Below are 21,472 nucleotides of genomic sequence, written 5' to 3' on the forward strand. Positions count from 1 at the left end.
CAACCAGTCGTTTCATCGAAATGACGTCTCTGTCAGATAATTAAAAGAAGAGTGCTGACTGGATCAACACTCCATGCGACTGCCCGTCGCACAAAAAGGAACCTCAAAATGAGGCTCCCTAATCGAATCATTTATCCTTCTTAAGTCGGTTATTCTTTCTTAATAGCAGTATGATAATTCCCAATAAAAGCAATGTGATTGTTGAAAATCCAACTACAATATACACTGTATAATCCTTTGTTATTTCTATCGCTTTTTCGTTAATCGCCTGCGCTTCTTCCTTTTCAATGTTAAATGTTTCTTCCCAATCCCAATTGTTTGAACCGGAATTAGCATGTAATTTTAACGTGTACTTGCCAGGTTTTAGCTCGCGATTTTTCCAATCAATTACGACATCCATTGTTGAAACGGGCGCCATTTTATATCCTTCAACTTCGAGCCGATTTTCCTCTATGCCCTTAGAGTTATAAACAATTGCGTTTATGGCTAGATTCTCTACGATGACGGGTGTAGTGTTTTGGAGTTTGGCAATGATCGAAGTATGATAATCAACTAATTCAGGTTTAACGGACTGCAAGTTAAGTTCCGGTTCAATTTTTTGTTTGTTCTCTGTTAATTTCAAACCTAATACATAAGAATATTTGTTTAATATTTGCACTCCTTCAGATTTCTTTTCCGTATCCTTCATCTTTTTTTCAAAATAGATACCACCGAGAATCGTTCCAGCAAATTCTTTCTCAGGGATTTTGAGATTAATAGGGACAATTCTTGTTTCCCCTTTTGGTACGGCAACTGTTTTTTGCTGTATCGTTGCAATTTCTGTAATTGGTACTTTTAAGCTTTCATCCGGCTTGGCCTTGATATCGGTATAGTCTATTATTCCATTTCGATTGGTTTTAGGATTGGTAATATAGACATCAATTTCGATATCTTCTTGTGAGCTATTAAAGATTTCTACATTGATTACCTGTTCTTGGTTTGGCTCGACAAGCAAATCAAAGTAGGTAATATCCTTTTTAATTTGATTTTGAGGGATAATTGCGCGAACGGAATAGCCAACGAGTTCATCATTAGCCGCAACCTTGGATATATTGATCGATAAGAATAACAGCAGAATATAAATTGGTATTAGTGCTTTTGCTATTTTTGCCATCCTATACACCCTCTGTGAAGTTTTTTAATGAAAAATCTCGAACAATAGCAGCCTACCTATTATTCGAGATTTTATTTTTATTTACGGTGCATCAGTTAGTGTCCAGGTTAATGTAGAGGTATAAGCTTCTGCTCTCATCGTGCCGCCAATTACAGTTAATGTAACGCTATCGTTTGTCTCCACTCCTACTAATGGGTACCATCGAGTAATCCATGATCCACGGCCACTATTTGGCTGGGCATTCATAAATTTGAAGGCTGCATTATTTGTTGTCAAAATAAATGTTGTGGCTATCGCAGGTGGGAGAGAAGGGTTTTCTGAATCTTTTACTAACTCACCATTATTAAATTCAAGGTACGCCCCCTCCAATGTATCTGTGCTAGCACTAGTAAACGCTGACGCAGATACGGTAACTTTCCATCCTGTCGGGTTTCCACGTTTATCGGTTACTTGAATGAAAGGTTTTAATTCATTGGCTTCGTATGTCATTGTTTCTAGAGAAACTATTTGTGATCCAAAATTTAGACCAGTTACATAGTCAAGACTGAGAGGACCTGCTTGACCTGTTCCTGGAATGGCTGGGTCTGGAAGGGATCCATCATCAGGGTCTAAAACAGGTGGAGTGCTAGTATCCTCTGTAAATGTAACCGTAGCTGTTGATGTTGCAGCTAGGATTCCTTGAGCTAATAGCGTAAGCGACAAAATCGAAACCAATACAATAAGCACTATCTTTGATATTCGCACAATATTTCCCTCCTTTGGGTCACGAGGCAAAATAACATTAAACAATTTATGGTGCATTTTCTAATGTCCAATTTATTGTGGTGGAATAAGGGATGCCTGATTTTACATTACTGGGGGTCATTTTCATAAGAATTCCTTCGTCTGCTCCCCAAGTAATTGGTGTATCCTCAGTCGTTCCGGTCTCACCCTGATGAACGGTCACACCATCTTTTAATTTTCCTACTTCAATTCCGTCATTAACAAAAATGAGCGCATCAAGTGGTAACGCATCAAGTCCATCTGTTGTCAGTGGATTTTCTACTTTTGCTTTTATCGTCCATCGATAGCCCTGGCCACGTGTATCGTGTACTGTTACTGACAAATTTTCTATTTCCTGCACTCTATGAATCAATACCTCTTTAAAGCCAATCAAGGTATTTTCAAATTGAATTTCGGGTGGAACGTATAATTCTAGCACGGTTAAAATAACAGTAGTCGTCGATGTTCCACTTATATTGCCTACTCCATCTGTTTGTGAAGCAGTTATAACAGTTCCCGCTGCTTGGGGTGGAATATTTATAGAATAGGTTCCATCTGCACTAACTACTCCCTGATATGTACCAGTTGGGGTTGTGATATGGACAGTTGCTCCAGCTAAACCGGTTCCGGTTATTTTATTGTCCACGTCCTTCACAGGGTTAATGATTGGTGGTGATAGAGGAACTGAAATCTCATCATATCCCACTTGATCAGTTATTAAATTTACTGTAATAACGTTACTTTTCGCTGCAGCACCATAAAACTCCAACTTCCCATCTAAGCTACTAGGAAGTACCGAAATACCTAATTGAGCCAAATCAATAGTTAACTTTGCACTCATTCGTGAAATAAGGCTCAAATTTAATACGGAAGTGGACTCCCATACGATTTGACCGGTTTCTGGAACAATTGCGATGGGGTTATCTATTGTTTGATTATCCAACTCTAATCCTAGTAATGAATAGGTAGTTAACACTACATTCACAGCATCATTAAAGCCTGGATTACTCAATATCGATCTTAATTCCGGAGGCAACCAATAATGGAAATATTGACTTTCTATTAAATCTAAACCTAGCAGCTTATCCCCATATAGATCTAGAATTAATTCGCCTCCTTCATAGGAAGCATCTAAGTGCTGTATTTGTAAAATCGTAACATCAGCCAACGATGCATAGGCTTTTGGCTGTTCTAATTCTGTAGTAAGCTGTCCTTTTTCAATTGAAAATCTTGTCATGGTTGGAGTAAGAATAAAAATTGTGGCAGAAATGATGATAAAAAAAGATTGGATGGTTCTATTAATCCTAAATTGTCCCATTATACCCCCCCTCTTTGAGAAAGGTAGACCGATTGGATAGGATTCACTGAGGTGTATGAAAGCGGAAGGTGGTGAGGATTCGAATTTGTTTAGTGATTCTGCAAAATCTGTCGAATCCTATCACCTTTATTTTAACATTATTAAATAGAAAGCGGTTCAAAATATTACTAATATAATAAATATTATTTCACAATAAAGTTCAACTGCTCACAAATGCCATTTATTATATCTACAGGTAATACTCCATACGTAGATAATTCCTTCCCCTTTTCTTCCCCTGATCTCGCATGTAAATAGCTAGCGGAAACTAAGGCAGATATTGGGTCAGCGCCTTGTGCAAGAAACGAAGCAATTAAACCAGTTAGAACATCGCCACTTCCACCTTTACCTAAAGCATCATTTCCATGTGGATTTATGTAAATTTCTCCGTTTGGGGATGCGATAATCGAGCGATGACCTTTTAACAGTAAATAAACCTTGTGTTCTTTTGCAAAAGCTTTAGCAATTTCAATTCGATTTGCTTCAACCTCTTTTACCGTTGTGTTTAGCAATGTGGCCATCTCGCCTGGATGCGGTGTGAAAATAACTGCACCTTTGTAATGTTTAACCAACTCCAAATTGTTTCTTAACAAATACAACGAATCTGCATCGACTACTATCGATTGACCAGTAAGCTTTTCAAAAAACGTCCTCATCCACCTTTCTCCATCAGGAAAACGGCTCATACCTGGGCCTATTGCGAGGCTGTCCATTTGCGGTAGCTTTTCATTCAACTGTTCAATCGCCGAAACCGCAAAATGACCGTCCATTTCTGACAATGGTAAAAATAACGCTTCAGGAATTTGTGCAGCTGCCATCGGATAAATACTTTCAGGAATGGCTAGCGTCACTAAACCCGCCCCCGACTTTAGCACAGATTTTGCTGTGAATAGAGGGGCGCCCACATATGCTTTTGAACCACCTACAACTAGAACATGACCAAAAGTACCTTTATGACCATGAGGTGGTCGAGCTGGCACAGAATGTTTAACAAGTGATTCCGTGATTAATTTTGGTAAATTGAAACCTAGATCCTCGGCAATTCGCGTTGGCACGGAAATGTCTACCGCTTTCCATTCCCCGATATGCTTCGGCCCGTCTTGAAGGAAAAAGCCCTGTTTAGGAAAAACAAATGTCACCGTTTTATCAGCTTTAATCGCTACTCCATCAACTCTACCGGTATCGCTACTGACCCCTGATGGAATATCTACAGAAATGACTATTTTCGTTGGAGCAAACTCATTTACCATTTCAATAACTTCTTTAAATGGCTCCCGAACTGGGCCGTTCACTCCCGTTCCCAGTATAGAATCCACTATAACATCGGCGCTGCGTATTTCTGTCTCTATTTTTTCAAGATCATCGTCTTGAAGGTAAACTATCGGTAACTTTCGGTTTATGTATACGTCAAAATGAACCTTGGCATCCCCTTTAATTCGCTCTGGGTTAACCAACAAGCACAATAGCACATCACTACCTATATCGCTTAATCTCCGCGCAATCACAAATCCATCGCCGCCATTATTCCCGCCTCCCGCAAGAACGACGATGCGCGGATTTTCCGAAGTTGTGCTCGCAAGGATTTCATCTACTACTTTTGCCCCAGCGTTTTCCATTAACACTATCCCCGGCAGTCCTAATGTTTCCATTGTATATTGGTCCATTTGCTGCATTTCCTTTTGTCCAGCAATAAACATTGCGCACCCCCCCTTTTAGTTTTATTTTACTAAAAATTTAAATATCACACTAAATATATAAGTGGTTTGGGTCCATTGCATTTCGTAGAAGTCATCATTTTGGCCTCAAGACCCATCTTTGAGGACATTTCTCTTCATCAAAATCATCATTTTGTCCTCAAACCCCCTTCTTGAGGACATTTACTTTCATCGAAATCATCATTTTGGCCACATGACCCCTTCTTGAGGACATTTCCTTTCATAGAAGTCATCATTTTGGCCTCAAGACCCCTTCTTAAGGACATTTCTTTTCATCGAATTCATCATTTTGGCCACAAGACCCCTTCTTGAGGACATTTCTCTTCATCGAATTCATCATTTTGGCCTCAAAACCCCTTCTTGAGGACATTTCTTTTCATCGAATTCATCATTTTGGCCTCAAGACCCCTTCTTGAGGACATTTCTTTTCATAAACGTCATCGTTTTGGCCACAAGATTCCTTCTTGAGGACATTTCTTTTCGAATAATTCATCATATTAGCCACAAGGCAATTCATCCTCTCCTAGGAGCCTATATCGAAGAATATAAATTACGAAACTATTTATTTTTTATCTATATAATAGGCATGCATTGCGTGTCCTACTATTTGATATTGCTTTGATAGTATCCTCCTTATCGTTCGTTTATGTTTATCCAACCCACACCAATCATAAACAATATTTGTCGTAATCTTCTCCTCCGGAAATAACAACCTTAACTCCTCAACGCACCGTACAACAGCAGTCTCGACGCTTTCCTTATGATTACATTGGGAACATACCATCATTCTCCCGCTTCCCTCGACAGACAATGTATAGCAGCAAGCGCTCATCACACCCTTACGCAACGAATCATAAGAATAAGTTGGTAAATCTCTTATGGGATGGTCCGTAATATTCTCTTTAAGCAGAAAATCAGCCAACTTACGATGAACATTATTTAATTCTGCGGGCTTATCGGCTAATTCACCTATAAATCTATTGAGCTGGGAATGATAAACAATGGTATCATTTAATGGTGCTTGATATAAAAAGAAATTGGGGTTGATGAATACTACACATCCTTCAACGTGGAGCGTAAGTCCAATCTTACGCAGTAGTTTTCGAAGCAAAGTTTGAATGCGGTCTAGTTGATGAAGAGGATTATTAATATCATGATTAGTTTTGCGGCTATAGAAGTTGTCATCCTTAAAATAGTAATCATATTCGTAATTTTTTATCTCGAAGACAATGACGGAATGTTGGGTTATCATCAAAGAGTCGATTTGAAAAAGTGTACCGTCACACTTTAACAATAGATCATTTAATATGTAAAATTTTTGATCAAGTCCAGCTTTTTCTGCTAATAAATCAAAGTAAACCTCCCCATCATACCCTTTCTTTATAAAATAATAGCGATTCTTTTGTTGTGCAGTTAATTCCATCCGTGCATCTAACGACCTATACAGCTTTAGTTCCTTGGATTCCTCACGATTTAAATAAGCCATATTCCACATCCTTCCTATTTATTATTTTATAAAAATAACAATAGACAATCACATGGACTTTGTGTGAATTTTCAAACATAGCAAGCAAACAAAAAAAGCACCCTAAATAGAGTGCTCCCAAAAATTTATTTTAAACTCCGCTGTAAAAATGCCTTTGTTCGTTCCGATTTCGGATTGGCAAAAAATTCGTCAGGGTGACCGGATTCGATAATTTCGCCATTATCCATGAACATAACCCGGTTTGCAACTTCACGCGCAAATCCCATTTCGTGGGTGACGACGATCATTGTCATATGCTCTTCGGCTAGCTTTTTCATTACCTGCAGTACCTCACCTGTCAACTCAGGATCGAGAGCAGATGTTGGTTCATCGAACAACAATATTTCCGGGTCCATCATCAACGCCCGCGCGATTGCGACCCGCTGCTTTTGCCCCCCAGAAAGATTGGCAGGATAGGCGTTCGCGCGATCAGCCAGACCGATTTTACCCAATATCTCTGTGCTGCGCTTAGAAATTTCCGCCGCAGTTTCCTTTTTCACTAATTTCGGTGCAAGTTCCAGGTTTTCTTTTACCGTCAAGTGTGGGAAAAGATTAAAGTGCTGAAACACCATCCCCATTTTTGCGGTAATCGCTTTTAGCTCTTGCGGTTTTGAGTATACCCCATCCTTGACCAGGTAATCGCCATCAACCATAATCGTCCCACCGTTGATGTCCTCTAGATGAACTAGGCCACGCAACATCGTACTTTTCCCTGAGCCAGAGGGACCGATTACTGCGACAACGTCATTTTTATTTACCTCAAAGGTGATTTGTTTAAGGACTTCTACATCACCAAATGATTTTTTCAAATTGGATACTTCAATAATTGCCATGATGTCCCTCCTCCCTATTGGAATGTATAGCGCTTTTCAATCCATTTAAAGAACATACTAAGAATCAGCGTCATAATTAAATAAATGACTCCAGCAACAAAGAACGGCACAATCGTAAAGTCACGGTTTACCGCTGTTTGCGCAAAGTGCAATAATTCCGGTACTGCAACGGCATATAAGAGCGCGGTATCCTTCACGAGTGTCACCGATTCATTGGCCACTGCCGGTAGAGCAATCCGAAACATTTGCGGTAAAATGATTCTTGTCGTTGTTTGCCATTTATTAAAACCAAGCACTTTCGCTGCTTCGTATTGACCTTTATCAATCGCCAGCAAACCGCCACGGAAAATCTCTGCAAAATAGGCAGCATAGTTCAATATAAATCCTATACAGGCAGCGACAAAACGGTCAAACACCAAGTATTCACCAATAACCGGAATCATCGGCAGACCAAAACAAATAAACAATAATTGCAACAACAGTGGTGTTCCACGCATGATGTAAATATAGCCTTGGGCCAACCACGCAAGCGGCTTAATACTGCTGCGTACCCCCAATGTTAATAAAAATCCGACCGGGATTGAAATGACAATACAGATAATAAACAGCAAAACAGTCATCTGTGCGCCTTCAAGCATCGGCATCAGAATTGTACGAATGTAATCAAAAGACATACAGTAATCCTTCCTCCAAAAAAAGAAATACACAAGTCGCCAACTGGTAGGCGACTTGGACTAACCTTGATATTCACAACAAAACAGGATTTCCGTTCGGAACCCTGTTTTGCCTTATATCTTCTATTATTTTAAAACCTTATCTTCGCCAAACCATTTTTTCGAAATGTCTGCAGCAGTACCGTCTGCGTTAATTTCATCAAGTGCTTTTTGCAGCTTATTTAATAACGCTTCATTACCTTTTTTCACGCCAATACCGTATTCCTCTGGAGCAAGTGCTTCGTCAATGACTTTGAATTTTTCATTTTCTTTCGTCATGTAATAATTAATGACGATTTCATCAATAACAACGGCATCGATACGGCCTGATTTTAAATCGCTTAATGCTAGTACATTATCTTTGAATTCTGTTACAGTTTTAATTTTTTCATTTATCGGATTTGCACTTAGCGCATCTGCAGCTGAAGATAGTCCTTGAAGCCCAACTACTTTGCCTTCTAAATCAGCAAGCTTATTAATTTTTGAATCCGCTAAAGTCACAACGACTTGGTCATTCTTTAAATACGGCTTTGTGAATAGAACTTTTTCTTTCCGCTCGTCAGTAATAGTGTAACCGTTCCAAATTAAGTCAATGCGTCCAGAGCTAAGTTCAGATTCTTTTGTTTTCCAATCGATTGGTTGGAATTTGACTTCCATCCCCATTTTTTTAGCAGCTGCTTTAGCATAGTCAATGTCAAAGCCAACGATGTCATTTTTTTCATCGCGGAAGCCCATTGGAGCAAATGCGTCATCAATTCCGATTACTAGTTCTTTGCCTTTTTCCTTGTCATCACCCTCAGATGAACCTGAACACCCAGCTAGGGCGAAAATTGCAACTAGAGAAAATAACATGATTGCCAAACGCTTCATGTGAAAAATACCACCTTTACTCATAATATAATGATTTAAATTCGCTTTAGTACGTTAACATACTAACATATTATCACACTAACATATTATCATATTAATATAGTATCAGGCTATAGTATTTTTTTGAATCCACGCAAAATATAAATGGTAATTTTCTCAAGTCAAAATATAAATAAACCATCTAGAGTTGCATTATGCAGCTCCGATGGTTTATTTTCTGCTTCCTATCCAGATATGATGGAAAATTCAACTGATTTTTTTCCTAATTTTGCTTAAGATGATTTAACTCATCAATAAGCTGTTTCGTGCGCTTAGCATTTCCTTGAGCAAAGTTCTCGAAGCGTTCCTTCAACTCGGCATCATCGTGAATTCGTTCAGCAGTGATTAAATAAGTTCGCATTAAGTCTTCTTCAATTTCGATCGAGTGTTTAATGATGTCCTCAAGATTTTCCTTCTCTGAACCAGTGCTCCCATCAAATTTTTCTAAGCTCATCGAATCCCTCCTTCTCTCCTTTTATCGTTCACAAAGTTCAACCATCCCATTCAAGAATACTGACCTTTCTTTTATAAAATGTGTCTTCAAAGCCGGATTTTTGACCAATTGTGATAAATCTTTTATAATAACTCTTATGTCCCAGTAGCTCAGCAGGATAGAGCGACAGCCTCCTAAGCTGTAGGTCGTGAGTTCGAATCTCGCCTGGGACGTTTTTATTTTTTTACGGGGAAAAATGAAACCTTTTTATGCGATGGTCCGTAAATACATTATTACTAATCATTCGAAGGCGAATTAGTAGATTATTAGTGAAGCCTTCACAATATTTATTTTTACAAAACCTTGGAGGGAATATTCTTTGAAAAAATTTCTAGCAGCAATCCTTACAGCAGCGTTGATCTTCTCACCTATTGGAAGCTATGTTTTCCAGGATCATTCAACAACAGTAGAAGCTAGGGGCTATAAATCAGGAAAGAGAAGTTTTAACACCAACAACAGTACGACTAAAAACAATAATTCTTTGTTCCAAAATAAAAAGCAAGACACGAATACAAACAAATCAAAAACTACAAGCACATACAATGCAAAGAAGTTTAAACCAAGCGGTCTGATGAAAGGGCTTATGCTCGGTGGTCTTGCAGGTTTATTATTTGGTGGTTTGTTTGGCGGAATGGGCTTCTTTGGATCAATTCTCGGTCTATTGGTCAACGTATTCGCGATTATCATCCTATTTAATATTATCCGTAAAATTTATGTCATGATTAAAGATAAGAAGAAAAAAAAGGCTGCTAATCAATGGAGAAGCTAGTCATATTTGAACAAGATATCATCAATGCGCTTTGTGTGTATGTTGCCCGCAAAAAGCAAGTGAAACCCGAAGATGTTACGGTGGAATTAGCTTTTGATGATGATTACGGCTTTTCAGCTGAGGCTTGGGTCGATGGACGCACTCAAATCTTGATTGCCGCTAACATAATAGAAGCTTTACGTTTATGGCTTGATGAATATTTACATCGCAACCCATTTGCCGGTATTGAGCTCGTCTTAGACGACGAAGAAGGTATTATTGCAGTCGTAAGAGGCTAATTTTATTAGGTCCACAGGTTTAAATCCTGTGGACCTTATTTTTATCCTCAAGGATGATATATCATTAACTTATTATTGGAAATTAGCGAAAAACTATAGTACATTTACATTTTAATGAATTAAAATAGTAGTATTGTATTTCTGACAACTTTGAGGTGCCACCCGGATGAGTATAGAAAAACCACATTATATTGCTTCATCAAATAGACTCTGTCTTGAAAGTGGCATGAGTCCCGATATTATCGTGAGACCAAAAAATTTTTTGACAGAACAAGAACTGATTGCTAAAAAAACGGCTTACAAAGAGATTCTTTCCGTGGTCAATTTTTTTTCATATAAGCTATTGGATTCTTTAAAAGGAACCCCTCTGTTAATTGTAATCTCTGATTCAGAAGGATATTTACTAGATACTGTTGGGGATGCTGCCATAAAGGCAACCGTTGAGGAATTGGGAATTACGTTAGGTTGTCTTTTTTCCCGAGAAGATGTTGGGACGAATGTCGTGAGCTTAGCATTAGAAGAGGGACACCCTGTGAAATTGATAGGTAATGATCACTTTCATAAGCATCTTTTTGAAATTGCTTGTTACGGTGCACCGTTCCACTATACTGATGAAGATACTTTGCTTGGCAGTATTTGTATCATGATGCCGATTACTTTTCAAAATCCAATGTTTTTATCAATATTGTCTCAAGCCGTTGATACAATCGAAAGGGAGCTTTTGTTAAGAAAACAAAATCGAGCATTAAGTATTATGAATCAAGTTATGCTAAGTAGCTCCAAAAACGGTATCATCATGACCGATGAAAATGGTGTTACAACTGAAATTAATGCGATTGCCGAAAAAATATTAAACATAAATTCAGAAACGGATTTAGGGACGAGTATTTATGACTCTCTCTTGATTGGAACTTATTTTAAAAGTGTAATTGAGACAGAAGAAATAATTGAAAACATTGAGCTAAAATTCACTAACGCTAATGGTGAACAAATTGTTTGTTTATTTGATGCCCAACGTATCTATGAGGGAGATAAAGTAATTGGAGCATTTGGCAGATTCAGAGATATAACGGATCGCTGTTTAATGGAGAAAAAAATAAAAGAAAATGAAAAACGGATTCTTGCAGGGCAAATTGCCGCTGGCATTGCCCACGAAATTAGAAATCCGTTAACCACTGTAAGAGGATACCTGCAATTTCTTGAAAAGACAGTGGATACAAATACAGCACAGCTCTTTACAAGTTTATTAATACCTGAAATTGACCGTGCTAACAAAATTATTTCTGATTTTTTGAGAATCGCAAAACCAACAACAAAAGAGTTCGAAATTCTGCAGGTACATCAATTTTTAATCGATTACCTTTGGAAGTTTCTCGAAAGCGAAGCACTGCTGCACACTATTGAAATTAACTTAGATATCCACCCTGATACAGATCATCTCATTATTCACTGTAACCGAGAAGAGCTTTTACAGGTATTTATGAATTTATTTCAAAACTCCATTCAAGCTAAAGGTCACCGACCATTAGCAATTAACATCCGAACCAAAGTTGTGGATTCAAGCGTTCAATTTATTTTTAGTGATAATGGTAAAGGTATTCATTCTAGTGATTTGGCTCGTATTTTTGAACCATTCTTTTCAACTAAAGATATTGGGACCGGTTTGGGTTTATCCATTTCGCAAAAAATTATCGAAAATCACAATGGAACAATTCAAGCAATAAGTAATGAACATGGAACTGAATTTATTATCGAACTTCCATATATTAAGCTTCATTAACGCTCCAGCTAATTATTAAAAACTCAACATGTTAGTAGGAAACTATCAGAATAATCGTTGTCCCTATGGGTCTCTTCCATAGGGACTTCTTCGTTAAAAATTCATCCTAGATTGACCACCATCGACGTTGATGCTAGCGCCAACAATCCACGATGCCTTTGGTGAAGCCAAAAAGGCCACGACATTCGCAACTTCTACTGCTGTACCAAACCGACCAGCTGGGATTTCATTTTGAACAAACTGGCCAATTCGCTCGGGGTCAGCTTCAAGGCGCCGTTTCCAGTTCCCCGTTTCGTGAAGAATACTGCCAGGTGCAACACTATTTACACGAATCCCAAATGGGATCATTTCGTCCCCAAACGACTTCGTAAAGCTGATGAGAGCAGACTTCGCGTTATTATATGTGACCTTTCCACCGCTCTCCCGACCATATATAGAGGTAATGTTAATAATCGAACCCCCACCCCTTGTTTGTTTCATCCGCTGGGCTGCTAGCTTGCTTAAATGGACCGCAGAGAAATAATTAAGTTCCATTGCTTGATAAAATAAAGCCATGTCTGTATCAGCAGCGGCACCACCGTTACTGCCGCCTGCATTATTAACGAGGACATCGATCGTGCCCTTTTCCTTTAAAAACGTTTCAATCAACGCCTCACGCTCTGATGCAATGCTTATATCTGCTTGAAAAATCGAGACATTTCCATCCAAGTCAGCTTTTGCAGATTGGAGCGCCTCCATATCACGAGCAACAATTGAAACATTTGCCCCCTCTTGAACGAATACTTCCGCAATTGCTTTGCCGATTCCTTTTGAACCACCGGTAATTAAGATATTTTTCCCTTGCAGTTGTAAATCCACCCAAAACACTCCTATGTACAATTTTATTTATTTTAACTTATCTTACGTATTTTCAAAAGCGACGCTAGCATTATTTTCCATACGCCTCAGGTCTTAGATAAAAATCGGTCTCTACAAAACTAGAAATTTATGTAATATTTGATGCACGAAATAAATAAAAGTAAAAGGTGCTTGCACAAACACTTATCTATTATCCAATATGTGTAAACAACATTTAAATGGAAAATTTTAAAGGAGGGATAGAGTCAGGACTTACTACTTATAAAATTATGTAAAAAATTGTAAATAATACAAAAATTTCCACTATATCTGTAGTATTATTAATTACAACTACAACTTTTCCAAGGAGGGAACAATACGTGTCGATATTCACTAAATGGGCATTTGGGAACAAGTCTGCGATAACCTTAATGACACTCTTAATTTTAGTAATCGGTGTGATCAGTTATTTTAGACTGCCAATGGAATTTCTCCCATCTGCCGATAACCCGCAAGTAACGATTATTTCAATGGGGCAAGGAACAGATTCGAAAACAATGGAAACCGAAGTTACAACCCCAGTTGAAAATGCTGTAACTGGTATCAAAGGAAAAAAGTCAATTAACTCAACAACCGGGGATGGCTTTTCGAAAGTAGATATATTTTTTGAAGCCGGCTCGGACATGAAGCAAGCGAAACAGGATGTTCAAGAGGCGCTTTCAAACGTAAATTTGCCGGCTTACATATCCAAACCGATCGTCTCGCAACTGAACACCTCGATGATCCCGATTTCCAATATTGCCGTTACCTTTGACGACGGACTAACCCAAGAAAATATTGATTTTTATAAAGAAAAAATCCTCCCATTATACAAAGACATTGACGGCGTGGCCCAGGTTGAATTATATGGCGCAGAAGCTTCAGTCATCTCTGTAAAAATCGATAACGATAAACTAGCCCAGCACCAAATCTCGCTTCAAGAAATAATGGGAATTCTGCAAGGACAAAACACTGCCGTTGCAATCGGCGAAAAAATTATTGATGGTAAATCTAGTAATATTAAAGTACTTGGTGACTTGACTAGCCTCGATAAACTGAAAAAACTGCCCGTTGCAGAAAACGTAACACTTGCTGACATCGCTAAGATTGAGGAAAAAGACAGCGGCAATTACATCAGCCGATTTAACGGTAAGGACGCTTTAGATATGGGCATCACCAAAGATAGCAATTCAAACGCAGTCGCCATCAGTAAAGAGGTTGAAAAAGTTACGAAGGAGATCAACAAAAAATATAAACAGCAGGAATCTACAATCTACGTAGCTGCAGCTGATATGGTTGAAACTTCTGTCCACACAATGATTAAAGAAGTTTTACTCGGAGCACTATTTGCAACAATCGTTATCATGATTTTCCTAAGAAACATTCGCACTACATTTATTACAATTGTCTCCATTCCACTATCCCTTTGCCTGACCTTGTTCCTATTATCATGGTCTGGAGTTACGTTAAATATATTAACTCTCGGTGGCGTTGCCGTTGCGGTAGGCCGTTTAGTGGATGACAGTATTGTTGTCATCGAAAACATATATCGCCGCATGCAAACTGAAAAGTTTTCCGCCCGCTTGGTTATTGAAGCAACAAAACAGGTTGGAACTGCGATAACTGCATCCACCCTCACAACAGTTGCGGTATTTTTACCGATGAGCCTGCTAAATGGCGGACTGAGACAGTTCCTACTACCATTCGCATTAACTGTAACATACTCACTGCTTGCATCGTTATTGGTTGCCTTAACTGTTGTTCCGTTAATGAGTGCGAGTCTTTTGAAAAATACAAAAGTACCAGAACACAAACCAGCTATTCGCTTTCCAAAGTTTGTGAGTTGGTCACTAAATCACAAATGGATTATTTTCACGACTTCGATTCTGTTATTTGTTGGATCCATCGGCGCTTATTTTTCAATACCAAAGGGAGCAGTTGACAATTCTTCAGCCGATTATGTTTATGCGACATTAAGTTATCCAAATGAGACTCCATTTGAGGAAGTGACGCAAAAAGCAATACAATTAGAAAAATCGATAAAAGCGATGGACCAGGTTAGCGATTTATTCACTCAATTAGGTTCATCAGCCGCGTCAGCACAATACGGCTGGATAGGCTCACCAACCGAAGCATCCTATAGCATTTTGTTAAAAGATAAACACGATACCGATCAAGTCATTAAAGAACTGGAAAAGAAAAAGGATGAGTACCCTGATGCTACATTAGAGGTTTCAACGGCATCGTTTATGATGGGTGGTGGCGGCACCAATATCACCATTGATGTCATTGGTGAAAATCAAGACAATCTTGAGAAAGTAGCCAATACTGTTAAAGGAAAAATCGCCGATATTGACGGTGTTGAAAAAGTTACCACCAACCAGGATGAAAAGAAAACTGTTTATTCATTAAAAGTCGACCCAGCAAAAGGGAATACTGAACAAATCGCTGGTCAGCTAGGCGTCATGTTAAACAGCACGCCACTTGGAACGATTTCAATAAATGGCAATCAAACAACCGTTATGATGGAACCACTACTTGAAACAAAAACACCAGATGAGTTAAAAAACATCCCAGTCATGATGGAAGCTGGTATGGTTCCAGTCTCGGAAGTTGCGACATTGCATAGCGAAGAAAGTACAACTAACCAATTCCATAAGGATGGCGAAACATACTTGCAAGTTACCGCTTCAGTTGACCCTGCCAAGCTATCTGAGATTTCCAAGAAAATTAATTTAGAAATTTTCGGAGACCAGAAAGCTAAGAAAGGAATTGACCTACCAGACGATGTTGAAGTGGTCGTAGGCGGAGCAAGTGCCCAGCAAACTGATGATTTCGCTGATTTATTTGTGATCATGCTCGTTTCTATCGGAATCGTATTTTTAATCATGGTCATCACCTTTAAATCGATTAAAACACCGATTGCGATTCTGTTCTCCCTACCGCTCGCAGCAATTGGAGCCGTATTGGGTATTATCATCAGTACAATCTCAGTTGACATTACTGCTCTCTTAGGTGCATTGATGCTCATCGGTATCGTTGTCACAAACGCTATTGTATTATTAGACCGTGTGAAGCAAAATGAACAGTCCATGACCATCCGTGAGGCATTAATTGAAGCAACTTCAACGCGAATGCGCCCAATCTTGATGACAGCAGTAGCAACCATCTGTGCCATGTTACCATTACTGTTTAAACAGGCAGCAGCCGGAAGTCTTGTTTCACAAAGCTTAGCAATCGTGGTCATTGGTGGCTTGGCGTTGGCAACACTCTTAACCTTAATTGTTATCCCGTGCATCTATGAAATGCTTTACTTCAAAAAATCAAGAAAACAACGTCTAGCACAACCAGCAGACGAAACTTTATCCGTATAACTATTGAGCCCAAGCAAAGCAGAGTAACGAATCTCCTTCGTTACTCTGTTTTTTTATTGTGATTATTAAAAGGAAAAACAGCCATATTAAAGATAGGATTGAATATGAAGGAGTGAAATTGATGCAATTTTTATCACGGGACGATATTATTAATGATTTGCAGCAATCCTTTCAAACTTATATAAATAAATACGGCTTAGATGATATCGGAATTTTCGAAGAGGAAGGACGAGGCAATCAATATTATATTGGCTTTACTGCTAAGAAGGCGGGCAGGACCTATCATATCCATGCTCCTTTTATTAAAAATCAAAACGGTGAATTAACTCCATCTCAGAATGACTGGACAATAGAATCCGATGAGCCTGATGGTAAGGATTTACATGGTTTTAATGATGTGGAAAGTGCATTAAGTGAAATACAGTAACGGTAGTGGGTGAAGGTAATCATTTATTGATTTCCTTCACCCTTTTTTATTGCTATCATTCTTAAACTGTTTAATCGAGCACAGGTAATGGTTTCAATCTATGGTTTCAATCTATGGTTTCAATCTATGGTTTCAATCTATGGTTTCAATCTATGGTTTGGCACCATTTCATCTTTATTTTTATAATATGAAAAAAACAATTCTAATGGAGATGTTCGTGTTGATTCATATTGTCAAAACTGGTGAAACCCTTTATCAAATTTCAAGGGATTACCGAACTCCTTATTCTGAGATTGTTAGAGCTAACCCCGGCATCAATCCAAATGTTCTTTATCCCGGCCAACGAATAAATATTCCCGGTATTCCTCCGAGCCATACGATACCCTATAAAATTGAGGTTTCTGTTAATCAGCGATGGTTGCGATTGTATCGGAATGGTGTGCTACAGAAGCAATATCCGATTGCCGTTGGTAGGATGCTGTTTCATACCCCGGTTGGTGAATACATTATTGTGAACCATGCTCCGAATCCGGGCGGGCCCTTTGGGACGATGTGGATGAGCTTATCCAAAGATCATTATGGAATTCATGGCACGAATGACCCTAGCTCGATTGGCAAGGCTGTTTCCCACGGTTGTATTCGCATGTATAACAGGGATGTCGAAGAATTGGCAGCTACTGTGCCCAATGGTACTGCTGTGGTGATACATCCATAATAACACTGGAAACCGTTAATTCTGTACAACGCAAGGTAAGTATTGATTTCGCAAAATCGGGAAAGGTAAAGTTAAAACAGGTCTGGTGGTAACGATGAAATCCGGCAGTTTAGCTCCCGCTATATTTGTATGCGGAATGATAAGTCCAATTTTTTTTGTAACAGTTTTTTTAATTGATGGAGCGACACGACCTGACTATGATCCCTATTTTCATTGGATTAGTCATTTAAGCCTAGGTGAACGAGGTTGGATTGGAATTGCTAATTTGATTTTGATGGGAATTAATTGCATGACTTTAGGAATTATCATTAAGAAAAGTATGGTGGGCAAAGGTGCTCTGTGGGGACCAAGGGTAATTTTCTTATTAGGGGTGGAATTGGTGTTATGTGGCATCTTTATTATCGATCCATTGATGGGCTATCCTGTTGGTGCTGTTGCTCACCTTTCCCTAACTGGGATTTTTCATTTTATAAGTAGCTTTGTTATGTTTGAAACGTTAATAGCCGCCTGCTTTGTATTGGCTTCTCAGTTTTCTAGATGGTTCTGGGTTTATTCGATTCTATCGGGGATATTGGCGATTATGAGTATCAGTGGTTGTTTGGCTTTTGCAGTATTGCATTTTGCGGGAGTATTAGTTGGTGGGCCGAGTGGCTTATTTGAACGGATTGCGATGATGATTGGGTGCATGTGGATTGTGGTGTTTTCGGGTTTGGTGATCAGGGAGGTTCGGGGATAATATTACTGCACGAAGTATCGCATGTGTGGATTTTCGGGCACCAATCCTGCTCTTTGATGACCATTTTTTCGTGTACTGCAATTTTCGGGCACCAATACACCCCATTGATGCCCATTTTTATTTACCAGGATTTTTGGGCATTATTCACTGCCCTGCCTCCCACTTCATCACTTCTTCGCGAACAATTGGTGCAACTTTTGTTCCCAGAAGCTCAATTGAATGCATTACTTCCGCGTGAGGCATCGAACCAACTGGTAAGTGGAGCATAAACCTAGTGATGCCTACTTCCTTGCGCAAATGAATAATCTTTGCCGCAACCGTTTCTGGATCGCCGACATATAGCGCACCTTCAAAGCTGCGAGCCGCATCAAAGCTAGACCGGTCATAATGTCCCCAGCCGCGCTCCCTGCCTAGTACATTCATGACATACTGTGTTGATGGGAAAAATTGATCAGCAGCCGTTTCAGAATCATCAGCAATAAAACCATGTGAATGGGACGCCACCGCAAGCTTCGAAATATCATGTCCTGCCTTCTCCGCAGCACGATAATAGAGTTTTACTAAAGGAGCAAATCGGACCGGACTGCCACCAATAATCGCCAATACCAACGGCAACCCTAAATAGCCTGCCCGTACCACCGATTCACTATTGCCACCGCTACCAATCCAAATCGGTAACGGAGTTTGTACTGGGCGCGGATAAATGCCGCGATTCTGAATCGCCGGACGGTGCCCACCACGCCAATTAACGATTTCAGACTGTTGTATTTTCAATAATAATTCCAGCTTTTCTTCAAATAACTCATCATAATCCTTTAAATCATAACCAAACAACGGAAATGATTCGATGAAGGAGCCTCGACCAGCCATAATCTCGGCACGGCCGTTTGAGATTCCATCTAGGGCTGCGAAATCCTGAAACACTCGAACAGGGTCAGCCGATGAAAGTACGGTTACAGCACTCGTTAAGCGAATCCGTTTTGTTTGTGGTGCAGCTGCAGCAAGAACAATCGCTGGATTAGATGCTGCAAAATCTTCACGATGATGCTCACCAACACCGAAAATATCTAATCCAACCTTATCTGCCAAGATAATTTCTTCGACTACCTCTCTTAATCGCTCGGCATGGCTAATTACCTTTCCAGTTCTGACATCCGGTGTTGTTTCTGCAAACGTACTAATTCCAATTTCCACTTAACTTTCCCCCTTCAATCTATCTGACAATTATGCTTAGGTTTATTTTAATATGATTAGCAAAATTATTATTTAAATATGCTCAAGCAAAAAAATAGCACCTTCCCATAAGGTGCTCGAAATCAGTATTAAGTCCCGCAAAATGTCCGATAGGGTCGGGCAGAAGGAACGGGTAATTGGCTGTATTCCTCTTGTTCTACAGAAAAATCATAGGGATGAGACAATACCTCCAATAATTTCATCATTACACTGTAATCTCCATTATTAGCAGCTTCCAAAGCTTCTTCCACGCGATGATTGCGCGGGATCACAACAGGATTTGCACCGCGCATTAGCTGCTCGACTTCCTGTTTCGATTGCTTTTGCTTAGCAAGCCGATTCTGCCATTGTTTGTGCCAATTAGCAAAATCGGAACTTCCAATCAAAGCCTCTTCCTGCAAATCATATGTTAGCGCACGAAACGTATTGGTGAAATCAGCACGACTTTCTTTCATGATTTTAAGGAGCCCTTCAATTAACGCTTCATCCTCTTTTTCTTCATTAAATAATCCTAATTTTTCCCGCATGCCCTTCATCCAACTGCCACTAAATAACTCATTAAACTTTGAAATCTCCGCTTGGGCGATGTCCACAGCTTGATTTTCATCATCGGCTAGTAACGGCAATAGTGTTTCCGCAAATCTGGCCAAATTCCAACCGCCAATATACGGCTGGTTTCCATACGCATACCGACCTTCCCTGTCAATCGAGCTAAACACCGTCGCTGGGTCATACGCATCCATAAAAGCACACGGGCCGTAATCAATCGTTTCACCACATATCGTCATATTATCTGTATTCATAACCCCGTGGATAAATCCAACTAGCATCCATTTGGCGATTAACTCCGCTTGGCGTTTGATAACCTCTTGAAGCAGCAAGCGATATCGATTTGATTCTGGTTCAGCTTCAAGCTCGGGATAGTGACGTTTAATCGTATAATCCGCCAGACTCCGCAAATCGTCCACCGAACACCAGGCGGCAGCGTATTGAAAGGTTCCTACACGAATGTGACTCGCGGCCACTCGGGTCAAGACTGCACCAGGTTGAATTGTTTCGCGAATAACTTCCTCACCAGTTGTCACCACTGCCAAACTGCGAGTCGTCGGAATTCCAAGTGCATGCATCGCTTCGCTGATTATATACTCGCGGAGCATTGGCCCAAGGACCGCACGACCATCCCCACCACGTGAATATGGCGTACGCCCTGAACCCTTAAGCTGAATATCGTATCGCATCCCTGTTGGTGTGAGATGTTCCCCTAGTAAATGGGCACGACCATCCCCCAATTTTGTAAAATGTCCAAACTGATGGCCAGCATAAGCTTCGGATAGTGGGGCAGCACCTTCAGGGATTCTATTTCCAGAAAAAATTTCCGCTCCAACCTGCCCTTCTAGCTCTATTGGATTTAACCCTAGTTCTTTTGCTAAAGTCTTATTGAAAATGATTAGCTTTGGTGAACGAACGGGAGCTGGATTGAGACTTGTATAAAATGTATTGGGTAGCTGGGCGGCATAGCTGTTATTAAAATTCCATCCTTGCTCCAACTCTAATTGTTTATTGATCACAGTATCCCTCCTTTTCTCTGAGCAGTCTTATTTAAAGGCTCTGTTATTATACATTACTGATTTTCGTGTAGGTTTGAGATTTCATAAGCGGAGAATTTCCGGCTAATGTATAAAGCGGACGCTTTAGAGCGTGATATAAGCGGAGAATTTCCGATTAACTACTCTAAATAAGATAAAATCAAAGGATTTGGATTAATTAAACGGAAAAACTCCGCTTATTTTAAAGGAAATATGGGTATTTCCCAATTTAACCGGA

Annotated in this window: 19 protein-coding genes and 1 tRNA gene; 8 read left to right on the top strand and 12 right to left on the bottom strand. The window is 39.6% G+C overall.

Translation table 11 applies throughout. From position 1 onward, the window contains the following. Positions 1 to 127: 127 nt before the first annotated feature. The 9 genes from HHO41_RS19750 to HHO41_RS19790 form a co-directional block, all read right to left on the bottom strand. Positions 128 to 1,153, bottom strand: coding sequence for a WxLIP family cell surface protein (locus HHO41_RS19750; protein WP_169101934.1), 1,026 nt, complete (start codon positions 1,151 to 1,153; stop codon positions 128 to 130). Between the two features lie 81 nt (positions 1,154 to 1,234). Further along, positions 1,235 to 1,897, bottom strand: coding sequence for a WxL domain-containing protein (locus tag HHO41_RS19755; protein WP_169101936.1), 663 nt, complete (start codon positions 1,895 to 1,897; stop codon positions 1,235 to 1,237). Between the two features lie 46 nt (positions 1,898 to 1,943). Next, entirely contained in the window at positions 1,944 to 3,233 is a 1,290-nt protein-coding gene (locus tag HHO41_RS19760; RefSeq protein ID WP_169101938.1) for an Ig-like domain-containing protein, read from the bottom strand. 182 nt (positions 3,234 to 3,415) lie between these two features. Then, on the bottom strand, positions 3,416 to 4,969 hold the full coding sequence (locus HHO41_RS19765; protein ID WP_169101940.1) for an NAD(P)H-hydrate dehydratase: 1,554 nt from the start codon (positions 4,967 to 4,969) through the stop codon (positions 3,416 to 3,418). A 580-nt stretch (positions 4,970 to 5,549) separates the two neighbouring features. Beyond that, entirely contained in the window at positions 5,550 to 6,473 is a 924-nt protein-coding gene (locus HHO41_RS19770) for a nuclease-related domain-containing protein (protein ID WP_169101942.1), read from the bottom strand. Between the two features lie 125 nt (positions 6,474 to 6,598). Next, positions 6,599 to 7,345 (bottom strand): amino acid ABC transporter ATP-binding protein, encoded by a 747-nt coding sequence (locus HHO41_RS19775; protein WP_211171249.1) that lies wholly within the window; start codon positions 7,343 to 7,345, stop codon positions 6,599 to 6,601. 14 nt (positions 7,346 to 7,359) lie between these two features. Beyond that, positions 7,360 to 8,019, bottom strand: a complete 660-nt coding sequence (locus HHO41_RS19780; protein ID WP_169101944.1) for an amino acid ABC transporter permease — start codon at positions 8,017 to 8,019, stop codon at positions 7,360 to 7,362. 126 nt (positions 8,020 to 8,145) lie between these two features. Next, complete coding sequence (locus HHO41_RS19785; protein ID WP_169101946.1) at positions 8,146 to 8,928, bottom strand: amino acid ABC transporter substrate-binding protein; 783 nt, start codon at positions 8,926 to 8,928, stop codon at positions 8,146 to 8,148. 262 nt (positions 8,929 to 9,190) lie between these two features. Next, entirely contained in the window at positions 9,191 to 9,421 is a 231-nt protein-coding gene (locus tag HHO41_RS19790; RefSeq protein WP_169101948.1) for a hypothetical protein, read from the bottom strand. 138 nt (positions 9,422 to 9,559) lie between these two features. Between HHO41_RS19790 and HHO41_RS19795 the strand changes: the two genes are divergently transcribed. From HHO41_RS19795 to HHO41_RS19810, 4 genes are all read left to right on the top strand, one after another. Then, a tRNA-Arg gene (locus HHO41_RS19795) sits at positions 9,560 to 9,633 on the top strand. 146 nt (positions 9,634 to 9,779) lie between these two features. Further along, positions 9,780 to 10,229: a hypothetical protein gene (locus tag HHO41_RS19800; protein ID WP_169101952.1), complete on the top strand. Its 450-nt coding sequence runs from the start codon at positions 9,780 to 9,782 to the stop codon at positions 10,227 to 10,229. Continuing rightward, the gene (locus tag HHO41_RS19805; RefSeq protein ID WP_169101954.1) at positions 10,217 to 10,507 is read left to right on the top strand and encodes a YxcD family protein; all 291 of its coding nucleotides are present in this window, start codon (positions 10,217 to 10,219) and stop codon (positions 10,505 to 10,507) included. The genes HHO41_RS19800 and HHO41_RS19805 overlap by 13 nt, the downstream gene beginning before the upstream one ends. A gap of 166 nt (positions 10,508 to 10,673) precedes the next feature. Further along, a complete protein-coding gene (locus tag HHO41_RS19810) occupies positions 10,674 to 12,287 on the top strand; it encodes an ATP-binding protein (RefSeq protein ID WP_169101963.1) in 1,614 nt (537 codons plus the stop codon). A gap of 93 nt (positions 12,288 to 12,380) precedes the next feature. On the opposite strand, the gene HHO41_RS19815 is transcribed toward HHO41_RS19810, so the two are convergent. Further along, positions 12,381 to 13,145: an SDR family oxidoreductase gene (locus tag HHO41_RS19815; protein WP_169101965.1), complete on the bottom strand. Its 765-nt coding sequence runs from the start codon at positions 13,143 to 13,145 to the stop codon at positions 12,381 to 12,383. Positions 13,146 to 13,504: 359 nt separating this feature from the next. Here HHO41_RS19815 and HHO41_RS19820 point away from each other — a divergent pair, with 359 nt between their 5' ends. From HHO41_RS19820 to HHO41_RS19835, 4 genes are all read left to right on the top strand, one after another. Next, positions 13,505 to 16,537: an efflux RND transporter permease subunit gene (locus HHO41_RS19820; protein ID WP_169101967.1), complete on the top strand. Its 3,033-nt coding sequence runs from the start codon at positions 13,505 to 13,507 to the stop codon at positions 16,535 to 16,537. Positions 16,538 to 16,658: 121 nt separating this feature from the next. After that, complete coding sequence (locus tag HHO41_RS19825; protein ID WP_169101969.1) at positions 16,659 to 16,964, top strand: DUF5634 family protein; 306 nt, start codon at positions 16,659 to 16,661, stop codon at positions 16,962 to 16,964. 220 nt (positions 16,965 to 17,184) lie between these two features. Then, the gene (locus HHO41_RS19830; RefSeq protein WP_169101991.1) at positions 17,185 to 17,679 is read left to right on the top strand and encodes a L,D-transpeptidase family protein; all 495 of its coding nucleotides are present in this window, start codon (positions 17,185 to 17,187) and stop codon (positions 17,677 to 17,679) included. Between the two features lie 94 nt (positions 17,680 to 17,773). After that, complete coding sequence (locus HHO41_RS19835) at positions 17,774 to 18,415, top strand: DUF998 domain-containing protein (protein ID WP_169101971.1); 642 nt, start codon at positions 17,774 to 17,776, stop codon at positions 18,413 to 18,415. Between the two features lie 144 nt (positions 18,416 to 18,559). Here the strand turns inward: HHO41_RS19835 and HHO41_RS19840 are convergent, their stop codons facing one another. Both HHO41_RS19840 and HHO41_RS19845 read right to left on the bottom strand, forming a co-directional pair. Continuing rightward, on the bottom strand, positions 18,560 to 19,609 hold the full coding sequence (locus tag HHO41_RS19840; RefSeq protein ID WP_169101973.1) for an Atu2307/SP_0267 family LLM class monooxygenase: 1,050 nt from the start codon (positions 19,607 to 19,609) through the stop codon (positions 18,560 to 18,562). Between the two features lie 128 nt (positions 19,610 to 19,737). Next, the gene (locus HHO41_RS19845; RefSeq protein WP_169101975.1) at positions 19,738 to 21,216 is read right to left on the bottom strand and encodes a protein adenylyltransferase SelO; all 1,479 of its coding nucleotides are present in this window, start codon (positions 21,214 to 21,216) and stop codon (positions 19,738 to 19,740) included. Between the last annotated feature and the right edge of the window lie 256 nt (positions 21,217 to 21,472).

Origin of the sequence: Bacillus sp. DNRA2, from assembly GCF_012843265.1 — a bacterium.
In the GTDB taxonomy this organism is placed as follows: Bacteria; Bacillota; Bacilli; order Bacillales; family Cytobacillaceae; genus Bacillus_BU.